Below are 20,454 nucleotides of genomic sequence, written 5' to 3'. Positions count from 1 at the left end.
CGCGGCGGATCAGCCGTCGGCGCGGCCGGTGATGACGTCGAGAAGAAGGCCCACGGCCCTCGCGTATCCGGCGACCCCTTCGCCCACCACGTGCACCGCGGCGATGTCGGCGATGTAGGAGTGCTGACGGAAGGGCTCGCGCGCTGAGAGGTCGGAGATGTGCACTTCGGCAATCGGGAGGGAGACGGCAGAGAGCGCATCGCGGAGGGCGACGGAGGTGTGGGTGTATCCGCCGGCGTTGATGACGATGCCGCTGCAGTCCTCGCGGGCATCGTGGATCGCGTCGATGAGGGCACCCTCGTGGTTGCTCTGCACGGCGCGCACCTCGAACCCGCGGCCGGCGGCGGCCTCGGCCGTGAGGCGCTCGACGTCGGCGAGGGTGGCCGTGCCGTAGATCTCGGGTTCGCGAGTGCCGAGGAGGTTCAGATTCGGCCCGTTGACGAGGAGCAGACGGCGCGGCGGGCTCATGCGCCGACCGCCGCGGGGAGGTGCGCGACGACGCGGTCGGCGCGCGTGTAGACGTTGAGCGTCGCGCCGCGCGAGAAGCCGATGAGGCTCACGCCGCGCGCATCCGCGAGATCGACGGCCAGCGACGAGGGCGCCGACACCGCCGCGAGCATGGGGATCCCCGCCATCGCCGCCTTCTGCACGAGCTCGAAGCTCGCGCGGCCCGATACCTGCAGCACGACGCCGGTCAGCGGCAGGCGGTCGTTCAGCACCGCCCAGCCGACGACCTTGTCCACGGCGTTGTGACGACCGACGTCTTCGCGGAGGACCAGGAGCTCGCCGGTCGCGGCGTCGAACAGGGCGGCCGCGTGGAGTCCCCCCGTCTTGTCGAAGACGGCCTGCCCCTCCCGCAGGCGAGCGGGGAGGGCGGCCAGCGCGTCCAGGGCGATCGTCATGGGGTCGAGCGACGGATCGAACGCCGACACCGTCTCCACCGCCTCGATCGACGCCTTGCCGCACACGCCGCACGAGCTCGTCGTGTAGAACGAGCGGGCGAGATCGGGATCGGGCGGTCGCACGCCGGCAGCGAGGGTGACATCGAGCACGTTGTACGTGTTGTCCTCCCCGCCGGTGCCGGGGCCGCCGCAGTGGATCGCGCCGGCGAACTCCCCCGCGGCGCGCACGACGCCCTCGGACACGAGGAAACCGGCTGCGAGCTCGACATCGGAGCCCGGCGTGCGCATCGTCACGGCGAGGGGCGAGCCGCCGACGCGGATCTCGAGCGGTTCCTCGACGGCGAGGGTGTCGGGGCGGCGGCGCTCCCCGCCCTCGACCGACAGCGTGAGCACGGGCTTCCGCGCGGTGATACGACCCATGTCGCCCTCCTTGCCTCGCCCCGATGCTAGCCGCCGTTGCGCGAGGGGTCGCGACACGCGGCGCCTCCGTGGTCGTGCACCGCGTGTCGCGACCCCTCGCGTAGCCTGGCGGCGTGGGTGGCGCGGGAGGGGCGGATGCGGCGGCCCTCATCCTCGCGGGAGGACGCGGGAGCCGGATGGGTGGCGTCGACAAGGCCGCTCTCACGCTCGCGGGCACGACGCTCCTGGAACGCGCGGTGCACGCGGCGCGCGCGGCGGGAGTGACCGAGGTCGTCGTGGCGGGAGCCGCGCGGCCCGAGGTCTCCGACATCCGTTGGGTGCGCGAGGAGCCGGCGCACGGCGGCCCCGCGGCGGGCATCGCCGCGGGGATCGCCGGCATCCGCGCGCCGTGGACGCTGATCCTCGCGGTCGACCTGCGAGAGCCCGGCGCGGTCGCATCGACGCTGTTCGGGACGCTGGATCGGGCCGCCCCCGGAGACGGCGGCGTCCTGGTGGATGCATCCGGGGCCCCGCAGTGGCTTGCCGGTCTCTACCGAACGCGAGCCGTCGGCCGCCGTGCGACGGCGCTCGGCGACGCCGTGGCCGGAGGGTCGGTGCGCGCTCTCCTGGACGGGATGTCGCTCGCGCGCATCCCCGCGCCGGACGTGACCGGCGACATCGACACGTGGGATCATCTGCGCGAGGCTCGCGCCGGAATCGGCGCCCCCGGAAGGAGCGACATGTCCGATCGCACACTGCCGCCCGAGGCGCTCGACGCGTGGGCGGCTGCTCTCCGAGAGCGCTTCGGCCTCTCCCCCGACGACCTGCCGGTCGCGCTGATCCTGGATCTCGCGCGTGACGTCGCCACCGGCGTCGCCCGCCCGGCCGCCCCGTTCAGCGCGTTCGTGGCGGGGCTCGTCGCGGGCCGCTCCGGCGGCTCACCCGACCGCGTGCGCGAGGTGATCGGCGAGATCACCGCGTTGGCGGACGGATGGCACGAACGCTGAGCGTCGGAGGACGTCAGGCGCGCACCGGCTCCAGTCGCACCACGACCGACTTCGAGGTGGGCGTGCCGCTTCCTTCGGCGACCGAGTCGAGCGGGACGAGGACGTTGGTCTCGGGGTAGTACGCCGCGGCGTTCCCGCGCGGCGTGTCGTACGCGATGGTGCGGTAGCGGGGCGCCCGGCGCTCTTCGACCCGCCCGTCGGGGCCGGTCCATTCCGACACCAGGTCGACGAGATCGCCCTCGGCCAGACCGTGTGCGGCGAGGTCGTCGGCGTTCACGAAGACGACGCGACGCCCGCCGTGCACGCCGCGGTAGCGGTCGTCCTTGCCGTAGATCGTCGTGTTGTACTGATCGTGCGACCGGAGCGTCTGCAGCAGCAACCGCCCCTCGGGGATGTGCGGGTACTGCAGCGCGTTCGCTGTGAAGTGGGCGAGGCCGTCGGGAGTGGCGAACGTGCGATCGTCGCGCGGGCCGTTGGGAAGGACGAAGGTCCGTCCCTTCGCGATCCGCTCCTCGAAGCCGTCGAAACCCGGCACGACGCGGGAGATGTGCGACCGGATCAGCCGGTAGTCCTCCTCCAGCGCCGCCCAGTCGGCGACCGGGACGTTGGGCGAATCGGCCACGTCGGCGAAGATCAGCGCGCACAGCCGGGCGATGATCGCCGGCTCGGACAGGAGGTCGTCCGACGGCGGTGCGAGACGGCCGCGCGACGCGTGCACAGCGCTCATCGAATCCTCGACCGTCACCCGCTGCTCACCGCCGCCCCGGCGGTCGCGGTCGGTGCGCCCCAGGGTCGGGAGGATGACGGCGCAGCGCCCGGGAACCGCGTGCGAGCGATTGAGCTTGGTGGACACCTGCACCGTGAGGTCGACGGTGCGAAGCGCGGCCTCTGTGACCTCGGTGTCGGGCGCCGCGCTGACGAAATTGCCGCCCATCGCCATGAAGACCCGGGCCCGGCCGTCGCGCATCGCACGGATGGCCTCGACGGTGTCGTAGCCGTGGGCGCGGGGCGCGAGGAAGTCGAACTCGGCGTCGAGGGCCTCGAGGAATCCCTCGTGCGGCTTCTCGTAGATCCCCATCGTGCGGTCGCCCTGCACGTTGGAGTGACCGCGCACGGGACAGAGTCCCGCCCCGGGGCGGCCGAGATTCCCCTGGAGGAGCAGGAGGTTGACGACGTCTCGGAGCGTCGGGACGGAGTGTCGATGCTGGGTGAGCCCCATCGCCCAGCAGACGATCGTCGACGACGACGTGCGCACCAGCTCACCGAGGCGGTGGAGTTCGGCGACCGGGATGCCGCTGGCCTGCTCGAGCTCCGTCCACTCGACGCCGCGCATGGCCTCGCGGTACGCCTCGAAGCCGGTCGTATACCGCTCGATGAACGGGGTGTCGAGCACGCTCCCGGATGCCTCGTCCACTTCGAGCAGGTGCTTCCCGAGCGCCTGGAACAGCGCCTGGTCGCCGCCGAGGCGGATCTGCACGAAGTCGTCGGCGATCGGGGTGCCGCCCAGCAGCACACCGGCCGGCGTCTGCGGGTTCTGGAAGCGCAGCAGGCCGGCTTCGGGAAGAGGGTTCACGGCGATGATGCGCGCGCCGTTGTTCTTGGCCTTCTCCAGTGCCGACAGCATCCGCGGGTGATTGGTTCCCGGGTTCTGACCGGCCACGATGAGCAGGTCGGCGGAGTGGATGTCGTCGAGCGAGACCGTGCCCTTGCCGATGCCGATCGTCTCCACGAGGGCGGTGCCGCTGGACTCGTGGCACATGTTGGAGCAGTCGGGGAGGTTGTTGGTCCCGAGGCCGCGGACGAGGAGCTGGTAGAGGAAGGCGGCCTCGTTCGAGGTTCGACCGGAGGTGTAGAAGATGGCCTCGTTCGGGTCGTCGAGGCTCCGGAGGGCGTCGGCGACGACGCCGAGGGCTTCGTCCCACGAAGCCGGTCGGTAGTGCGTCGCCCCGTCGTCGAGGATCATCGGATGCGTGAGGCGGCCCTGCTGCCCGAGCCACCAGTCGTCGTGCTCGGCGAGCTCGGCCACGGAGTGCGCCGCGAAGAACGCCGGGTCCACGCGCCGCACCGTCGCCTCCTCGGCGACGGCCTTCGCGCCGTTCTCGCAGAACTCGGCGATGTGTCGCTTGTCCTCCTCGGGCCACGCGCACCCGGGGCAGTCGAAGCCGTCCTTCTGGTTGACGCGCAGGAGGGTGCGAGCGCTTCGAGCGACCCCCATCTGCTCGACGGAGATCTGCAGGGCGTGGAGCACGGCGGGCACCCCGACGGCGACGGACTTCTTGTCCGAGACGTGGACGGCTGACTCGTCGATGTCCCTCGTGGGGGCTTTCTTCGCCATATGCGCGAGCCTATTCCACGGGGCGATGACCTGCAGGCAGGCTGTAGCGAGCCGCGATTACCCCGCGACCTCCTGGTAGGCCGCGAACAGCAGCGACTCGTCCGGCGCCTGCAGGACGGTGGGACGAGCGATGTCATCGAGGACGATGAAGCGCAGCATCCCGCCGCGGCTCTTCTTGTCGCGCTGCATCGTGGCCAGGAGCTGCGGCCACGCGCCGGCGCGGTAGGTCACCGGAAGACCGAGCGTTCCGAGGATGTCGCGGTGCCGCTGCACGGCAGCGTCGGACAGGCGACCGGCCAGCCGCGAAAGCTCCGCCGCGAACACCATCCCGATCGAGATCGCCGCCCCGTGGCGCCACCGGTAGCGCTCGGCGTGCTCGATCGCGTGCCCGAGCGTGTGGCCGTAGTTGAGCACTTCGCGAAGCCCTGCCTCGCGGAGGTCCTCCCCCACGACTCGGGCCTTCATGTCGATCGCGAGTTCCATGGTCCGCCGGAAGGCGTCGCTGCGGGGGTCGACCGCGGCGATGGGGTCGGCCTCGATGAGATCGAGGATCTCGGGGTGCCAGATGAACCCGGCCTTGACGACCTCGGCGTAGCCGGCGACGCGCTCGTTCGGCGACAGCGACGCGAGAAGGTCGAGGTCGCACACCACCGCGCGGGGCGGCCAGAACGCGCCCACGAGGTTCTTCCCCTCGGCGGTGTTGATGCCGGTCTTCCCGCCCACGGCCGCGTCCACCATGCCCAGGACGGTCGTCGGCACCTGCACGAGCGCGACGCCGCGCAGCCAGGTGGCCGCGACGAATCCGGCCAGATCGGTCACCGCGCCGCCGCCGAAGCCGATCACCGCGTCCGTGCGCGTGAAGTCGGCCTGCCCGAGGATCTGCCAGCAGAACGCCGCGACCTCGACGCGCTTGCCCTGCTCGGCATCCGGGATCTCGGCCAGCAGCACGTCGCGATCGACGAGGAGACGCTGACGGAGGCTCTCCGCACGCTCGGCGAGCGTCGGCGGATGGATGATCAGCACCTTGCGGGCCGCGGCGGGAAGCGCGTCGCCGAGGTCGGCGAGGATGCCCGACCCCACCGTCACGTCGTACGGGGCGTCGCCGGCGACGGCGATGGTGGTCGTGGTCATGCGCTCCTCGATCCGGGAGGGGAGGTGGACCGTGCCCACGCGGCGACGGCTTCGACGATGGTGTGAAGGGGCCCGGACGAGGTGTCGAACGTCACGTCGGCGACCTCTTCGTACAGGGGACGGCGGGCGGCATAGATCTCCTGCCAGCGCGCGACGGTGTCGCCCGAGGCCAGGAGCGGGCGGGAGCCGTCTCGGATGCGGCCCGCGATGACGCTGGGCGACACGGTGAGCAGCGCCACGCGGCATCCGGCGAGCTCGGCGCGGGTGTCGGCGTCGAGCACCGCTCCGCCGCCGAGCGAGACGACTCCGCCCGTGCTCAACGCCTCGTGGACCGCGTCGCGCTCGAGCCGGCGGAAGCCTTCCTCACCGACAGTGGCGAACAGAGTCGGGATCGGACCGTGGGTGCGGGCGATGAGCGCGTCGGTGTCGGTGAAGGGCACCCGGAGCCGCTTGGCCGCACGGCGCCCGATGCTGGTCTTCCCCGCCCCCATCGGGCCGACGAGGGCGATCGTGTCAGGAGAGGCCATCGGATGCGGCGAGACTCGGGTCGCTCTCCGATGCCGTTCGCAGTGTCCCGGCGATCGCGTCGAGGTACGACAGCAGGTTGCGCCGGGTCTCGCCGACGCTGTCCCCGCCGAACTTCTCCAAGACCGCCTCTGCCAGCACGATCGCGGTCATGGCCTCGGCCACGACACCCGCGGCCGGCACCGCGCACACGTCGGAACGCTGATGGTGCGCGGAGGCCGTCTCGCCGGTCGCCACGTCGATCGTGCGGAGGGCGTGCGGCACGGTGGCGATCGGCTTCATGCCCGCGCGCAGGCGGAGCACGGTACCGGTGGACATGCCCCCCTCGGTGCCGCCGGCTCGGTCGGTCGCGCGGGCGATGCCGCCATCGGTGGCGAAGAGCTCGTCATGCGCCTCCGATCCGCGCCGGGTGGTGGTGACGAATCCGTCTCCCACCTCGACGCCCTTGATCGCCTGGATGCTCATGAGCGCCTGCGCGAGCTTTCCGTCCAGGCGTCGATCCCACTGCACGTGGGAGCCGAGCCCCGGCGGGAGCCCGTAGGCGAGCACCTCGACGACGCCGCCGAGGGTGTCGCCGTCCTTGCGGGCGGCGTCGACCTCGGCCACCATCCGCTCGCTCGTGGCCGGATCGAAGCAGCGAAGAGGGTCGGCGTCGAGGGTGTCGACGTCGTCGGGCGCCGGAAGGGGCGAACCGTCGGGCACGCGCACGGTTCCTATCGAGAGCGTGTGGCTGACGAGGCGGATGCCGAGCTCGCCCAGGAACGCGCGGGCGACGGCGCCGAGCGCCACGCGCGCGGCGGTCTCCCGGGCGCTCGCGCGCTCGAGGATGGGGCGAGCCTCGTCGAAGTCGTACTTCTGCATGCCCACGAGATCGGCGTGGCCTGGGCGCGGCCGGGTCAGGGCGGCACCGCGGCCGCGCGACTTCTCGGTCAGTTCCACGGGCTCGGGGCTCATGACCTCGACCCACTTCGGCCATTCGGTGTTCCCGATGCGCAGCGCGATGGGGCTTCCGATGCTGAGGCCGTGGCGCACCCCCGACGACAGCGTGAGCTCATCCTCTTCGAACTTCATGCGGGACCCGCGCCCGTAGCCCAGCTTGCGGCGGGCCAGGTCGGCGCGGATCGCCGCCGGAGAGATCGGCACACCGGAGGGAAGACCCTCCATGATGGCGACGAGTTCGGGGCCGTGCGATTCGCCGGCCGTGAGCACGCGGAGCATTGCCCTAGTCTCCCACGCCCGCCGGCGGCGCGCGGTCAGGCGTCGAGGGACGCGCGCATGGCGGCGAGGACGACCGGCTCGTCGGGAAGCTCGGCGTCGGCGCGGCCGGCGGCGAAGATCCGCACCTGCAGGAGTGCCTGGTGCAGAAGCATCCCGCGGCCCGAGAGGGCGAGGGCCCCCGCGATCTCCCACTGCGTCGCCAACGGCGTCGGCCAGTCCCCGTACACGACATCGATCAGAAGGCCGCCGGCAGCGGCGAAACCCTCGCCGTACGCTCCGATGTCGGTCCCTCCCGGCAGGGTCGCGATCGTGACATCGACCGCGACGGGCGCGGGGTCGTCGAAGCGGGCGGGAACCACCAGCACCCCGAGCGTCTCGCCGAGGTCGGTGAGCGCCCCCGCCCGCTCGGGCCGGCGCGCCACGACCTCGACGCGGTGCGCGCCCAGCTCCGCCAGCGCCACGAGCGCCGATGTCGCCGTGGCGCCGGCGCCGAGGACTCGGCCGACCCCGACCTGGTCGATACCCTGCTCCCGGATCGCGCGGACGAGCCCGCCGACGTCGGTGTTGAACCCCGTGAGCGTGTCGCTGCCGAGAAGCAGGGTGTTGACGGCCCCGGTGAGGATGGCGGGACGATCGAGCGTCCGCGCGGTCTGCGCGGCGACGGATTTCAGCGGCATCGTCAGCGACAGCCCCCGCCACGAGTCGTCGAGCCCCGCCAGCGCGGCGGCGAATCCTGGTTCGTCGACCCGCTGCCGGCCGTAGGTCCAGTCGAGCCCGAGGGCGCCGTACGCGGCGGCGTGCAGGCGCGGCGACAGGCTGTGGGCGATCGGGTCGCCCCACACCGCGAGACGGGTGCCGGTCAGCATCCGGAGTCGGGGTGGTCTTTGCACCAGTCGACCCACTGGTCAACGGCTTGTTGGTGCTCCGCGGCCGTCGAGGTGAAGACGGTCTCGCCGGTGTCGAGATTGACGGTGACGAAGTAGAGCCACGGGCCGTCTGCCGGATGCATCGCGGCATCGATGGCGAGATCTCCGGGGTTGGAGATCGGTCCGACCGGCAGACCCGGGTGCACGTACGTGTTCCAGGGATTGTCGTCGGCGAGGGCCTCGGCGGACGAGCTGGCGGTGCCGTCGTGGATCTCGTTGTAGCCGTACTGCGCGGTGGAGTCCATCTGCAGCAGCCCGAAGGTCTCCTGGTTGCCGGGCTCCAGACGATTCGCGATGACGCGCGACACCTTGTAGAAGTCCTCCTCCGACCTCGCCTCACGCTGGATGATCGACGCGATGGTGAGGATCCGCTCCCGGTCGGCCTCGGGGACCCCGGCGGTGTCGAGGGACTGCACGGTCCGGGTGACCATCGTCGAGATCACGTCGGAGGCGGTGACGCCCGGATCGAACGTGTAGGTCGCGGGGAACAGCCATCCCTCGAGGGTCGAGGCGGTGACGCCGTAGGCGGCAGGATCGGCCACGGCGGCCTGGAGGTCTTCCAGCGGCATCCCCATCTGCTCGGAGATGCGCTCGACCGACTGCTCGACGGTCAGACCCTCGCGCAGCTGTGTGGTGTTCTCGAGCTTGTTCGCGGGGTTGCGCAGGGCCTCGAGCACCGCGGGCGAGCTCATCTCGAGCTGCAGTCGGTACACGCCGGGCTGGAAGGTGAACGCGACGGAGTTCTCCACCATGTAGTCGTAGAGCGACGTGGGGGTCTTCGTGACGCCCGCGTCATACAGCTTCTGCGAGACGGGACCCCCGGTGTCGCCGGCGGCGATGGTGACCTGCGCCTCGCCGTGGGCGGCACCGGTCTCGAAGTCGTCCACACTGGTCCCGGCGAAGAAGCCCTGGATGCGCTCGCCGTAGGTGTTCCACGCCCACAGGCCCCCGCCCACGACGCCGCCGATCAGGACGAGCACGATGCCGAGCGCGATCCATCCGCCGCTCCGGCGACGACGCGTGGGCTTCGGCGGCGGTGCGCCGACCTCCTCGGCCGTGCGCTCGCCGGTGAAGAGGTCCTCCAGGGTGCCTCCGGCGCCTGACCGCTCCGCCGTGCGCCGTTCCCCGCCGCCCGCTCGCTCCGGCGTGACGCCGGTCGGTGCGGCGCCCCGTGTCCGCGGCGGGGCACCGCTCTCCGCCTGTCGTGGGGCGGCGACGGGCGGCGGGAGCGCCGGTGACTCCGGGCGCGCGGTCTCGGGGGCGGGCGGTTCCTGACGCGCGACGTCCGGGGCGGGCGGTTCCTGGCGCGCGGTCTCGGCGGCGGGTGCATCCGGGCCTGCGGCATCCGGGGTGGGCGGTTCCTGGCGCGCGGCGCGCGCTTCCCGGCGGGAGCTCGGCGCGGGCGTCGGTCCCGTGGGCGAGGAGTCGCCGGCGGACCGGCGGGGATCCGGCAGTTTTCCGTACAGATCCGCGAACGGATCGTCGAACGGAGACGGCTTGTCGGACATGTCAGGCGGGCTCCTGTCCCGGAAGTACCGCGGTTCCAGCCGGGTTGCCGGAACGCTTCTCGACATCGAGGGCCTGCTGAAGGACGACGACGGCGGCGACTTGATCAACAATGCTACGAGACTGGCGGGTGCTCCGCCCAGCCGCGCGCAGCGCCCCGTGGGCCGTGACGGTGCTCAGCCGTTCGTCGACGAGCCGCACCGGCGCCGCGCATGCGTCGGCGAGGGCTGCCGCGAAATCGCGCGCGTCCTGGGTGGAGGGGGTGTCGGCGCCGCTGAGGTTGGTCGGCAGGCCGACGACGATCTCGATCGCCTCGTATTCCGCCGCGAGCTCCCGGATGCGGGCGACGGACGCGTCCGAGCGCGGAACCGTCTCCACCGGCACGGCGAGAAGGCCGTCGGGGTCGCTGCGCGCCACCCCGACGCGCGCCTTTCCCACGTCGATGCCGAGTCGGATGCCGCGACGGATGAGGCTCACTCCCCCGCCGACGCCAGGGCCGCGGACACCGCGTCGAGCGCTGCCGGAAGGGCGGCGACATCCGTGCCCCCACCCTGCGCGACGTCGTCGCGGCCGCCGCCGCCCCCGCCGAGCGCGGCAGCGGCGGCCCTGGCGAGCACACCGGCCTTCGCCCCGGCCGAGCGTGCGCCCTCGTTCGTCGCGATGACGACCGTCGCCCGCTCGCCCAGGACCGCGCCGAGCGCGACGACCGCCGGCCCGTCACCCAGTCGGTCGCGCACCTGCAGCGCGAGGGAGCGCACGTCATCCGCCGAGGAGGCGCTCCCGACGGACTGCGCGACCACACGAAGGCGGCCGACGGATGCCGCGGTGCCGGCGAGCTCCGGGGCGCGGTCGGTCAGCGCACGCGCCTCGTACTGGGCGATGCGCTTCTCGGCGGCTTTGAGGTTCGCCGTCAGCTCGGCGATGCGGGCGGTCAGCTGGTCGCGCGGTGTCTTCAGCGACGACGTCAGTTGCGAGACGATCGCGCGCTCGGCGGCGAGATCGCGGAATGCGTCCAGGCCCACCAGCGCCTCGACGCGGCGGTTCGAGGCGCCGACGGAGGTCTCCCCCACGAGATTGATGAGCCCGATCTCCGCGCTGGAGACGACGTGGGTGCCCGCGCACAGCTCGCGCGACCAGGGTCCGCCGATGTCGACCATGCGCACGGTGTCCCCGTACTTCTCGCCGAACAGCGCCATGGCGCCGAGATCGCGGGCTTCGTCGAGCGCGAGGACGCGCGTGGTGACCTCGAGGTTGTCGCGGACGGCGTTATTGGCGATCTCCTCGATCTCGCTGCGGGTCTCGGGCGACAGGGCCTGACCCCACGAGAAGTCGAAGCGCAGATAGCCCGCGCGGTTGAGCGAACCCGACTGCGTGGCCGACTTTCCCAGAGTGTCGCGGAGTGCCGCGTGTACGAGGTGCGTCGCGGAGTGCGCCTGACGCGCGGCGCGGCGGTTCGCCGCATCCACCACCGACGTGGCCGGCTCGCCGACGGCCACCTCACCCGTGGTCACCTCGACGGTGTGGCTCACGAGGCCCGGTACGGGCTTTTGCACATCCAGCACCTCGAGCTCGTACCCTGGACCCACGATGACGCCCTTGTCGGCGACCTGACCGCCCGACTCGGCGTACAGCGAGGTCTCGGCGAGGATGACCTCGGCGATCTGACCCGCGCGGGCGCGGTCGACGGGCACCCCGTCCACGAGGAGGCCGAGCACGCGCGACGGCGTCTCGAGGTCGGTGTATCCGGTGAAGATCGTCTCGCCGAGCGCGCGGAACTCGCGATACACGCTGTGGTCGGCGATCGCACGCTTGCGCGACTTCGCATCCGCCTTCGCGCGGTCACGCTGCTCGGTCATGAGCGTGTCGAATGCCGCCCTGTCCACGGACAGGCCGGCCTCTTCCGCGATCTCGAGCGTGAGGTCGATCGGGAAGCCGTAGGTGTCGTGCAGCAGGAACGCCTCGGAGCCCGACAGCTCCGACGCTCCCGACTTCTTGGTGTCTTCCACCGCGAGGTCGAGGATCGTCGATCCCGCCGCGAGGGTGCGCAGGAACGTCTCCTCCTCGGCGAAGGCGTACTGCGAGATCCGCTGCCAGTCGGTCTCCACGACCGGGTAGGCGTCCTTCATGGCGTCGCGGGACGCGGAGAACAGCTCGGGGAAGGTCGGACCGTCCACGCCCAGCAGGCGCATCGCGCGGATGCTGCGGCGCATCAGGCGGCGGAGGATGTATCCGCGTCCGTCGTTGGCCGGTGTGACGCCGTCGGAGAGGAGCATCAGCGACGAGCGGACGTGGTCGGCGATCACGCGGAAGCGCACGTCGTCCTCGTGGACCGCGCCGTACTTGCGGCCGGAGAGGTCGACGGCCCGGTCGAGCACCGGACGCACCTGGTCGGTCTCGTACATGTTGTCGACGCCCTGCTTGATGAACGCGACCCGCTCGAGCCCCATGCCGGTGTCGATGTTCTTCGCCGGCAGCTCGCCGATGATGTCGAAGTCGATCTTCGAGCGCACGTTGTTGATCGCGTACTGCATGAAGACGAGGTTCCAGATCTCGGTGAACCGGTTGTCGTCGGCGGCAGGACCACCGTCGCGCCCGTAGGCGGGACCGCGGTCGAAGTAGATCTCGGAACAGGGGCCCGCGGGGCCGGGCTGCCCGGTGGACCAGTAGTTGTCCTCGCGACCCAGCCGCTGGATGCGCTCGACGGGAAGGCCGGCGATCTTCTGCCACAGCGCAGCGGCCTCGTCATCGTCTTCGTACACGGTCACCCACAGGTCGCGCTCGGCGAAGCCGAGACCGCCGTCGGACTCGGACGATGTCAGCAGGTCCCACGCGTAGGTGATGGCGCCTTCCTTGAAGTAGTCGCCGAAAGACCAGTTGCCGAGCATCTGGAAGAACGTGCCGTGCCGTGCCGTGTGGCCGACCTCTTCGATGTCGTTGGTGCGGATGCACTTCTGCACGTCGGCGGCGCGCGGGTACGGCGCCGGCACCACGCCGGTGAGGTACGGGATGAACGGCACCATGCCGGCGACGGTGAACAGCAGCGACGGGTCGTCCGTCACGAGCGAGGCCGACGGGACGATGGTGTGGTCGTTCTTCTCGAAGAAATCGAGGTAGCGCTGGGCGATCTCAGCGGTCTTCATGCGGCGGTCTTTCGCGAGGCGTCGTTCTCCCGCCTCGGCGAGCCGGGGAGGGAGGAAGCGGGTGAGTCAGTCGGTGGTCTGGTCGGATGCGGCGGGAGCGGGAGCGGGGGCGTCGTCGTCGGCGAAACGCGCCTCCTGCTGGCGGTACGCGGCGCCGATGCGATCGGTGAACTCGGTGATGCGGGCGTCGACCAGGGCGAGCACCTCATGGCCGCGCGGGTCCTTGTTCACGAAGTGGGCGATGACGGCGCCGCCGGCGAGGCCCACCACGAACCAGAACAGGCTCTTCACGATCGTCGTTCCTCCGCTCGGGGCCGCGGGCGCGGCATCCCTTCATCGTAGGCGAACCGCCCGTGGGGACGCCGAAGGGCGCCGGGGAAATCCCCGACGCCCTTCGTGTCGTCTGAGCGAGCGAAGCGCGCTTACCGCGCCGCGTCACAGCACCCTTGGCGCTTCGCGCGGTACTACGCGGCGCTTACCGCGCCGCGTAGTACTCGACGACGAGCTGCACGTCACACGTGACGGGCACCTCGGCACGCTTCGGGCGACGGACGAGCCGCGCCTGCAGCTTGTCGAGCTCGACCTCGAGGTACCCCGGAACCGGGGGCAGCACCTCGGCGTGACCGCCGAGCGCGGCGACCTGGAAGGGCTCGAGAGCCTCGCTCTTGGGCTTGACGTGGATGAGCTGACCCGGCTTCACGCGGAACGACGGGCGGTCGACGAGCTGGCCGTCGACGAGGATGTGGCGGTGCACCACGAGCTGGCGCGCCTGGGCGGTGGTGCGGGCGAGGCCCGAACGCAGGACGAGGGCGTCCAGACGCATCTCGAGCAGCTCGACCAGGTTCTCACCGGTCAGGCCGTCGACGCGGCGGGCCTCGTTGAACGCGATGCGCAGCTGCTTCTCGCGGATGCCGTACTGCTCGCGCAGACGCTGCTTCTCGCGGAGGCGGACGGCGTAGTCGCTGTCCTGCTTGCGCTTGGTGCGGCCGTGCTCACCCGGAGCGTACGGACGCTTCTCGAGGTACTTGGCTGCCTTGGGGGTGAGCGCGACGCCGAGCGCGCGCGAGAGACGGACCTTACGACGGTCCTGAGACTTCGTTGCCACGAAGTGTTCCTTCCGAAGACGCGGCCGTGGCTTTCACGGCCCGCGGACGTATCCCCCGCTCTTCGCCCGATCTGGACTGCACGCCGGGGCACGCCAGAAGGTCTGTGTCAGAAGAGGGAGATGCCCGAAAACACGGTTTCAAGCCGCTCAAGCTTATCAGACGGGCGATGACGAGTCCGCGCTCCCTCAGAACAGGAGATTCGCCCGCAACAGGATCGTCGGCCGCCGATCGTCCTGTTGTGGGCAGATCGCCTGTTCTCGGCACATCAGTCGCCGTGAAGGATGCGGCGGATCTTCTCCAGCCGCGCCGCCACGTCGCGCTCCGCGCCGTGGCTGGTCGGCTCGTAGTAGCGCTTGCCGACCAGCTCGTCGGGAAGGTACTGCTGGGTGACGATGCCGATCTCGCTGTCGTGGGCGTACTTGTAGCCCTTCCCGTGCCCGAGCCGCTTCGCCCCCGGATAGTGCGCGTCGCGCAGGTGCACGGGAACCCGGCCGAACCCGCCCGCGCGCACGTCGGCGATCGCGGCGTTGATGGCGTTGTACGAGGCGTTCGACTTCGCCGTCGTCGCGAGGTACGCCGTCGCCTCGGCGAGCGGGATGCGGCCCTCCGGCATGCCGATGAAGGCCACCGCATCCGCGGCGGCGACGGCGATCTGCAGCGCCTGCGGGTCGGCGAGCCCGATGTCTTCGGAGGCGGAGATCACCAGGCGTCGCGCGATGAACCGCGGATCCTCGCCCGCCTCGATCATGCGGGCGAGGTAGTGCATGGCGGCGTCGACGTCGGACCCGCGGATCGACTTGATGAACGCGCTGATGACGTCGTAGTGCTCGTCGCCCTGCCGGTCGTAGCGCAGCAGCGCTCGGTCCACCGCCTGCGCGATGTGCTCCGCGGTGATCGTCGGCGCGCCGTCTTCCTCCGCGTCGTCGGCGGCGACGGATGCTGCCGCCTCCAGCGCCGTGAGGGCGCGCCGCGCGTCTCCCGAGGCCAGCCGCACGAGCGCCGCTCGCGCCTCCGGCTCGAGGACGACCGCGCCGGCCAGCCCCCGGGGGTCGCTGACGGCGCGGTCGACGAGCAGGCCGAGGTCGTCGTCGCCGAGGGGCTTGAGGGTCAGGAGGAGCGAGCGGGACAGCAGCGGGGAGATGACGGAGAACGAGGGATTCTCCGTCGTCGCGGCGATCAGCACGACCCAGCCGTTCTCGACCCCCGGCAGCAGCGCATCCTGCTGAGCCTTCGTGAACCGGTGGATCTCGTCGAGGAAGAGGATCGTGGACTGCCCATACAGGTCACGGGAGTTCAGCGCCTCCTGCATGACCTCCCGCACGTCCTTCACTCCGGCCGTGATCGCCGACAGCTCGACGAACCGACGCCCCGACGAGCGGGCGATCGCCTGCGCGAGCGTCGTCTTGCCGGTGCCGGGCGGCCCCCACAGGATGACCGACACGGACGAGCCCGCCTGCGACGTGTCGTCGGAGGCCAACGCGACCAGTGGCGATCCGCGCCGCAGGAGGTGACCCTGCCCGGCGACCTCATCGAGTGAGGTGGGGCGCATCCGCACGGCCAGCGGGGTCTGCCCCTGGAAGAGTGCGGCGGAGGGGGTCACGCGACAAGGCTAGCCGCGGCCGCCGACAGCGGGGCGCGGTTTTGCCCGGGTTCGGGCCGGGTGCGTAGGATTTCACGCGCCCGCTTCCACGGGCGGAGGAGGGGCAGTGGCCACGGGCGGAAAGTCGCGGGATGCGAGAGAGGCGCGTGAACGCGCGCGGGTCTACCAGGCTCGTCAGCAGCTCCACGAGTCACAGGCGCGGCGTCGCCGGCGGGACAACCTGATCGCCGGCATCGGCGGAGGCCTGGTCCTGCTCGCCGCGATCGGCGGTCAGGTGGCGTACTTCGCGACGGGCCCCGGTGCCCCCGAGCCGACGCCCAGCTCCTCCCCGGCCGTCACCGACCCGGTCGTTCCCACCCCGTCGAGCGAGCCGACGCCCGCCGAACCGACGCCGACCGTCGCTCCCTGACCTGCAGCCCGGGCACGTCACGTACTAGGCTCGATGAGTCCCTAACCGTAGGCGGCCCGAGCCGCGATGAGGTGCAATCCGTGACTGCCGACGCCGAGACTTCCGACACGACCCGCGACACCGATGCCGCCTGGGGTCGTGTCGATGACGACGGCACCGTCTCCGTCCGCGAGGGCGACACGTGGCGCGTGGTGGGCCAGTATCCCGACGGCTCGCCGGAAGAGGCGCTGGCGTACTTCGAGCGCAAGTTCTCCGACCTCGCGGGGGAGGTGACCCTCCTCGAGGTGCGCGCCCGACGTGGCGGAGCATCCGCGTCCGACCTGCGTTCCGCCGCGAAGACCGTACGGGAGCGGCTGACCGATCCGGCGGCGGTGGGCGATCTCGCCAACCTCCGCGAGCGCGTCGACGCGCTGACCGGGACCCTCGCAGAGGCGACCGAGGCGGAGAACGCTGCCGCGAAGGAGGCCGTCGAGGAGGCCGTGCGGGAGCGCACCGCGATCGTCGAGGCCGCCGAGGCACTCGCCGCACGCGACCCCGAGACGGTGCAGTGGAAGCAGGCGTCGGTCGAGATGACGACGCTGTTCGAACGGTGGCAGACCCACCAGTCCTCCGGACCCCGCCTTCCGCGTGCGGCTTCGCAGCAACTGTGGCGCCGCTTCCGCGACGCGCGCGCGATCGTCGACCGTCACCGCCGGGAGTTCTATGCGGGCCTCGACCAGACGCACAAGGCCGCCCGCGACGCCAAGACGCGGCTCGTGGAGCGCGCCGAGGCCCTAGCCCCGCGCGGCGAGGATGCGATCGGCGCCTACCGCGACCTGCTGGACCAGTGGAAGGCCGCCGGCCGCGCCGGCAAGAAGGTCGACGACGCCCTGTGGGCGCGGTTCAAGGCCGCCGGGGACGCGCTCTACGGTGCCCGCGCCGAGCGCGAGGCCGCCGACGTGGAAGCGTCGAGGGAGAAGATCGAGGCCAAGCGCGCCCTGCTGGCCGAAGCCGCGCCGATCGTCGACGAGCGGGACATCGCGCGCGCACGCTCGCTCCTGACGCAGATCCAGCGCCGCTGGGACGACATCGGCCGCGTCCACCCGCGGGATGTCGAGCGCGGCCTCGACGACGACCTGCGCAAGATCGAGCAGAGCGTCCGCACCCGCGAGGAGACGGACTGGAAGCGCAACAACCCCGAGACCAAGGCTCGCGCGAACGACATGACGCGTCAGCTCACCGACGCGATCGACAAGCTCGAGAGCGAAGTGAGCGAGGCCGAGGCGCGCGGTGACGCGAAGGCCGCGGCCGAGGCCCGCGAGGCCCTCGAAGCGCGCCGAGCCTGGCTCCGCGCCGTCGGGGGCTGACCGTCCCCGGTCGCCGTCGGCTGCCGTTTCTCCACAGATGAGCGGATGCCTCGGACGCCGCCCTCCGCGTGCCGCCAGACTGCGGGCATGCCCTCACCGTTCGTGTACTTCGCCGACGCTCCGCTCTCCGGCGCCGAGCTCTCCGCGGCATGCCTGGACGGCGACCTGATCGCACTCGGGGAGGGGTACGTGCCGGCCGACCTCGTCGAGTCGCCGGGGCTTCGCGCGTCGAGTCTCGCCGCGATGCTCGGCGGGCTCCTCGCCGCCACGCATGTCACCGCGGCCTGGGTGCACGGCGCGATCGACGAGCCGCCGCCACGCCACACCGTGCAGCGCGCGGTGCCGCGACGGCTTCATCACATCATCGACCGGCGGCTCGTGTATCGCGACACCCGCGTGCCGGCCCGCGACCTGCTGCTCCTCGGAGGCGTCCCCGTCACGACGGTCGCCCGCACCGTCGCCGACCTCGCGCGCATGCCGGGCCCGGAGCATCCGGCGGTCCTGCGGGCATGGGGTGAGCGCGACCCCGACGCTCTCGAGCGCGGCCGGGCGTGGCTGGTGGCGCAGGAGCGACTCCCCTCGCGTCGCGCGGCCGACGAGATGTTGTGCGCCCTGCAGTCGGCGTCGGTCAGGAAGACGTGACGCGGTACACGTCGTAGACGGCGTCGATGCGGCGCACCGCGTTGAGCACGCGATCCAGGTGCACGGTGTCGCCCATCTCGAACACGAAGCGGCTGAGAGCGAGTCTGTCGTTGGAGGTGGATACGGTCGCCGACAGGATGTTCACGTGATGCTCGCTGAGCACGCGCGTGACATCGCTGAGAAGGCCGGACCGATCCAGGGCCTCGACCTGGATCTGCACCAGGAACACGCTCTTGGAGGTCGGTGCCCACTCGACGTCGATCATGCGCTCGGGCTCTTCGCGCAGCGCCGTCACGTTCGTGCAGTCGGTGCGGTGCACCGAGACGCCGCTCCCCCGCGTGACGAAGCCGATGATCTCGTCGCCCGGAACCGGAGTGCAGCACTTGGCGAGCTTGACGAGGATGTCGGGCGCCCCGCGCACGAGCACCCCGGAGTCCCCGGTGCGCGGTGCACGCGGACGTCCCACCTGAGGCAGGTCGATAGGCCCGGTCGAGGTGTCGTTGGCACTGACCAGCGCCGAGACCTTCTCGATCACCGATTGGGTCGAGACGTGCCCCTCGCCCACAGCGGCGTACAGCGCGGAGACGTCCTCGTATCGCAGCTGATGGGCGACCTCGGTGAAGGAGTCCTGGTTCATCAGGCGCTGCAGCGGCAGGTTCTGCCGTCGCATCGCGCGGGCGATGGAGTCCTTCCCCTGCTCGATCGCCTCCTCACGGCGCTCCTTCGTGAACCAGCCGCGGATCTTGTTGCGCGCGCGGGTGCTTCGCACGAAGGTGAGCCAGTCCTGGCTGGGACCGGCGTCGGGGTTCTTGGACGTGAAGACCTCGACGACGTCGCCGCTCTTGAGCTCTGACTCCAGCGGCACCAGGCGCCCGTTGACCTTGGCGCCCATCGTGCGGTGGCCGATCTCGGTGTGCACGGCGTAGGCGAAGTCGACCGGAGTCGCGCCGGCGGGAAGACCGATGACGCGTCCCTTCGGGGTGAAGACGTAGACCTCCTTCGCCCCGATCTCGAAGCGCAGGGAATCGAGGAACTCCCCCGGGTCGGCCGTCTCGGCCTGCCAGTCGGAGATGTGGGCGAGCCAGGCCATATCGGCGTCGACCGATTTGCCGTCGGTCTTGCCGCCGTTCACCCGCTCCTTGTACTTCCAGTGCGCCGCGACGCCGTACTCGGCCTGCTGGTGCATCTCGTTGGTGCGGATCTGTATCTCCACCGTGCGTCCGCCGGGGCCGATGACCGTCGTGTGCAGCGACTGGTAGAGGTTGAACTTCGGCGTCGCGATGTAGTCCTTGAACCGGCCGGGCAGCGGCGTCCAGCGCGCGTGGATCGAGCCGAGCACGGCGTAGCAGTCGCGAACCGTTCCCACCAGGACGCGGATGCCGATGAGGTCGTAGATGTCATCGAACTCGCGGCCGCGGACGACCATCTTCTGATACACCGAGTACAGCTGCTTCGGGCGTCCCACCACGCGCCCGCGGATGCGGAGGTCCCGCAGGTCCGCGTCGACGGCGGCGATGACGTTCTGCACGTACTGCTCGCGCTGCGGGGTGCGCTGCTTCACGAGGCTCTCGATCTCGGCGTACAGCTTCGGATGCAGCACCGCGAAGGAGAGGTCTTCGAGCTCGGATTTGATCGCCTGGATACCGAGGCGGTGCGCCAGCGGTGCATAGATCTCGAGGGTCTCGGTGGCCTTCTTCGCCGCCTTCTCGGGGGGCACGAAGCCCCACGTGCGGGCATTGTGCAACCGGTCGGCGAGCTTGATCACCAGCACCCGGATGTCGCGCGACATCGCCACGATCATCTTGCGGACGGTCTCGGCCTGGGCGCTGTCGCCGTACTTGACCTTGTCGAGCTTCGTGACGCCGTCCACGAGCATCGCGACCTCGTCGCCGAAATCGGCGGCCAGCTCGTCGAGCGGATAGCCGGTGTCCTCGACCGTGTCGTGCAGGAGCGCTGCGGCGATCGCCTTGGGTCCGAGCCCGAGGTCGCCGAGGATCTGGGCGACGGCGACCGGATGCGTGATGTAGGGCTCGCCGCTCTGCCGCTTCTGCCCCGCGTGTCGTGCCTCGGCGACGCCGAAGGCGCGTTCGATGACGGCGAGGTCGCCGCGCGGATGGTGGGTGCGGACGGTGCGCAGGAGCTGGTCGATGCCGTCGCGTTTGGCGGCGCGGGAGAAGATCCGCGGGACGAGCCGGCGCAGCGACGAGGTCTGAGCGGCGGGGGGAACGGTCTCCGTCACGCGGTCACCTCCCCCGTTCGCTC

Annotated in this window: 18 protein-coding genes; 4 read left to right on the top strand and 14 right to left on the bottom strand. The window is 71.2% G+C overall.

Going from position 1 to position 20,454, the window contains the following annotated elements; all coding sequences use genetic code 11:
• Positions 1-9 precede the first annotated feature (9 nt).
• Positions 10-468, bottom strand: coding sequence for a type II 3-dehydroquinate dehydratase (aroQ, locus tag ACTU3I_RS18125; RefSeq protein ID WP_442927118.1), 459 nt, complete (start codon positions 466-468; stop codon positions 10-12).
• Positions 465-1,322: a formate dehydrogenase accessory sulfurtransferase FdhD gene (gene fdhD, locus ACTU3I_RS18120; protein ID WP_442927117.1), complete on the bottom strand. Its 858-nt coding sequence runs from the start codon at positions 1,320-1,322 to the stop codon at positions 465-467. Before fdhD ends, aroQ begins: the two co-directional genes overlap by 4 nt.
• Positions 1,323-1,435: 113 nt before the next feature.
• Here fdhD and ACTU3I_RS18115 point away from each other — a divergent pair, with 113 nt between their 5' ends.
• Complete coding sequence (locus ACTU3I_RS18115) at positions 1,436-2,308, top strand: NTP transferase domain-containing protein (RefSeq protein ID WP_442927116.1); 873 nt, start codon at positions 1,436-1,438, stop codon at positions 2,306-2,308.
• A 13-nt stretch (positions 2,309-2,321) separates the two neighbouring features.
• Here the strand turns inward: ACTU3I_RS18115 and ACTU3I_RS18110 are convergent, their stop codons facing one another.
• The 11 genes from ACTU3I_RS18110 to ACTU3I_RS18060 form a co-directional block, all read right to left on the bottom strand.
• Entirely contained in the window at positions 2,322-4,643 is a 2,322-nt protein-coding gene (locus tag ACTU3I_RS18110; protein WP_442927115.1) for an FdhF/YdeP family oxidoreductase, read from the bottom strand.
• Between the two features lie 57 nt (positions 4,644-4,700).
• On the bottom strand, positions 4,701-5,774 hold the full coding sequence (gene aroB, locus ACTU3I_RS18105) for a 3-dehydroquinate synthase (protein WP_442927114.1): 1,074 nt from the start codon (positions 5,772-5,774) through the stop codon (positions 4,701-4,703).
• Positions 5,771-6,301, bottom strand: coding sequence for a shikimate kinase (locus ACTU3I_RS18100; RefSeq protein ID WP_442927113.1), 531 nt, complete (start codon positions 6,299-6,301; stop codon positions 5,771-5,773). The genes aroB and ACTU3I_RS18100 overlap by 4 nt, the downstream gene beginning before the upstream one ends.
• Entirely contained in the window at positions 6,288-7,517 is a 1,230-nt protein-coding gene (gene aroC / locus ACTU3I_RS18095; RefSeq protein WP_442927112.1) for a chorismate synthase, read from the bottom strand. The genes ACTU3I_RS18100 and aroC overlap by 14 nt, the downstream gene beginning before the upstream one ends.
• Before the next feature lie 35 nt (positions 7,518-7,552).
• Positions 7,553-8,383: a shikimate dehydrogenase family protein gene (locus ACTU3I_RS18090; protein WP_442927111.1), complete on the bottom strand. Its 831-nt coding sequence runs from the start codon at positions 8,381-8,383 to the stop codon at positions 7,553-7,555.
• Positions 8,377-9,951: an endolytic transglycosylase MltG gene (mltG, locus tag ACTU3I_RS18085; protein WP_442927110.1), complete on the bottom strand. Its 1,575-nt coding sequence runs from the start codon at positions 9,949-9,951 to the stop codon at positions 8,377-8,379. The genes ACTU3I_RS18090 and mltG overlap by 7 nt, the downstream gene beginning before the upstream one ends.
• 1 nt (position 9,952) lies before the next feature.
• Positions 9,953-10,426 carry a Holliday junction resolvase RuvX gene (gene ruvX / locus ACTU3I_RS18080; protein WP_442927109.1) on the bottom strand — a complete coding sequence of 158 codons (474 nt, stop codon included), beginning with the start codon at positions 10,424-10,426 and terminating at the stop codon, positions 9,953-9,955.
• Positions 10,423-13,089 carry an alanine--tRNA ligase gene (gene alaS, locus ACTU3I_RS18075; RefSeq protein ID WP_442927108.1) on the bottom strand — a complete coding sequence of 889 codons (2,667 nt, stop codon included), beginning with the start codon at positions 13,087-13,089 and terminating at the stop codon, positions 10,423-10,425. Before alaS ends, ruvX begins: the two co-directional genes overlap by 4 nt.
• 66 nt (positions 13,090-13,155) lie before the next feature.
• On the bottom strand, positions 13,156-13,380 hold the full coding sequence (locus tag ACTU3I_RS18070) for a hypothetical protein (RefSeq protein WP_442927107.1): 225 nt from the start codon (positions 13,378-13,380) through the stop codon (positions 13,156-13,158).
• Between the two features lie 184 nt (positions 13,381-13,564).
• Complete coding sequence (gene rpsD / locus ACTU3I_RS18065; protein ID WP_442927106.1) at positions 13,565-14,194, bottom strand: 30S ribosomal protein S4; 630 nt, start codon at positions 14,192-14,194, stop codon at positions 13,565-13,567.
• Between the two features lie 266 nt (positions 14,195-14,460).
• The gene (locus ACTU3I_RS18060) at positions 14,461-15,795 is read right to left on the bottom strand and encodes a replication-associated recombination protein A (protein WP_442927105.1); all 1,335 of its coding nucleotides are present in this window, start codon (positions 15,793-15,795) and stop codon (positions 14,461-14,463) included.
• A gap of 106 nt (positions 15,796-15,901) precedes the next feature.
• Here ACTU3I_RS18060 and ACTU3I_RS18055 point away from each other — a divergent pair, with 106 nt between their 5' ends.
• From ACTU3I_RS18055 to ACTU3I_RS18045, 3 genes are all read left to right on the top strand, one after another.
• Complete coding sequence (locus tag ACTU3I_RS18055; RefSeq protein WP_442927104.1) at positions 15,902-16,204, top strand: dioxygenase; 303 nt, start codon at positions 15,902-15,904, stop codon at positions 16,202-16,204.
• Positions 16,205-16,284: 80 nt separating this feature from the next.
• Positions 16,285-17,550 (top strand): DUF349 domain-containing protein, encoded by a 1,266-nt coding sequence (locus tag ACTU3I_RS18050; protein ID WP_442927103.1) that lies wholly within the window; start codon positions 16,285-16,287, stop codon positions 17,548-17,550.
• Between the two features lie 87 nt (positions 17,551-17,637).
• Complete coding sequence (locus ACTU3I_RS18045; protein WP_442927102.1) at positions 17,638-18,192, top strand: hypothetical protein; 555 nt, start codon at positions 17,638-17,640, stop codon at positions 18,190-18,192.
• Here the strand turns inward: ACTU3I_RS18045 and ACTU3I_RS18040 are convergent.
• The gene (locus ACTU3I_RS18040; protein ID WP_442927101.1) at positions 18,179-20,431 is read right to left on the bottom strand and encodes a RelA/SpoT family protein; all 2,253 of its coding nucleotides are present in this window, start codon (positions 20,429-20,431) and stop codon (positions 18,179-18,181) included. The genes ACTU3I_RS18045 and ACTU3I_RS18040 overlap by 14 nt on opposite strands.
• Between the last annotated feature and the right edge of the window lie 23 nt (positions 20,432-20,454).

It is taken from the genome of Microbacterium sp. RD1 (assembly GCF_052220165.1).
Taxonomy (GTDB): domain Bacteria; phylum Actinomycetota; class Actinomycetes; order Actinomycetales; family Microbacteriaceae; genus Microbacterium.
This window is presented reverse-complemented; position numbering and strand designations above follow the sequence as displayed.

Coding starts and splice junctions, on each gene's coding strand:
- aroQ (WP_442927118.1), bottom strand. CDS start 468: ATGAGCCCGCCGCGCCGTCTGCTCCTCGTCAACGGGCCGAATCTGAAC.
- fdhD (WP_442927117.1), bottom strand. CDS start 1,322: ATGGGTCGTATCACCGCGCGGAAGCCCGTGCTCACGCTGTCGGTCGAG.
- ACTU3I_RS18110 (WP_442927115.1), bottom strand. CDS start 4,643: ATGGCGAAGAAAGCCCCCACGAGGGACATCGACGAGTCAGCCGTCCAC.
- aroB (WP_442927114.1), bottom strand. CDS start 5,774: ATGACCACGACCACCATCGCCGTCGCCGGCGACGCCCCGTACGACGTG.
- ACTU3I_RS18100 (WP_442927113.1), bottom strand. CDS start 6,301: ATGGCCTCTCCTGACACGATCGCCCTCGTCGGCCCGATGGGGGCGGGG.
- aroC (WP_442927112.1), bottom strand. CDS start 7,517: ATGCTCCGCGTGCTCACGGCCGGCGAATCGCACGGCCCCGAACTCGTC.
- ACTU3I_RS18090 (WP_442927111.1), bottom strand. CDS start 8,383: ATGCTGACCGGCACCCGTCTCGCGGTGTGGGGCGACCCGATCGCCCAC.
- mltG (WP_442927110.1), bottom strand. CDS start 9,951: ATGTCCGACAAGCCGTCTCCGTTCGACGATCCGTTCGCGGATCTGTAC.
- alaS (WP_442927108.1), bottom strand. CDS start 13,089: ATGAAGACCGCTGAGATCGCCCAGCGCTACCTCGATTTCTTCGAGAAG.
- ACTU3I_RS18045 (WP_442927102.1), top strand. CDS start 17,638: ATGCCCTCACCGTTCGTGTACTTCGCCGACGCTCCGCTCTCCGGCGCC.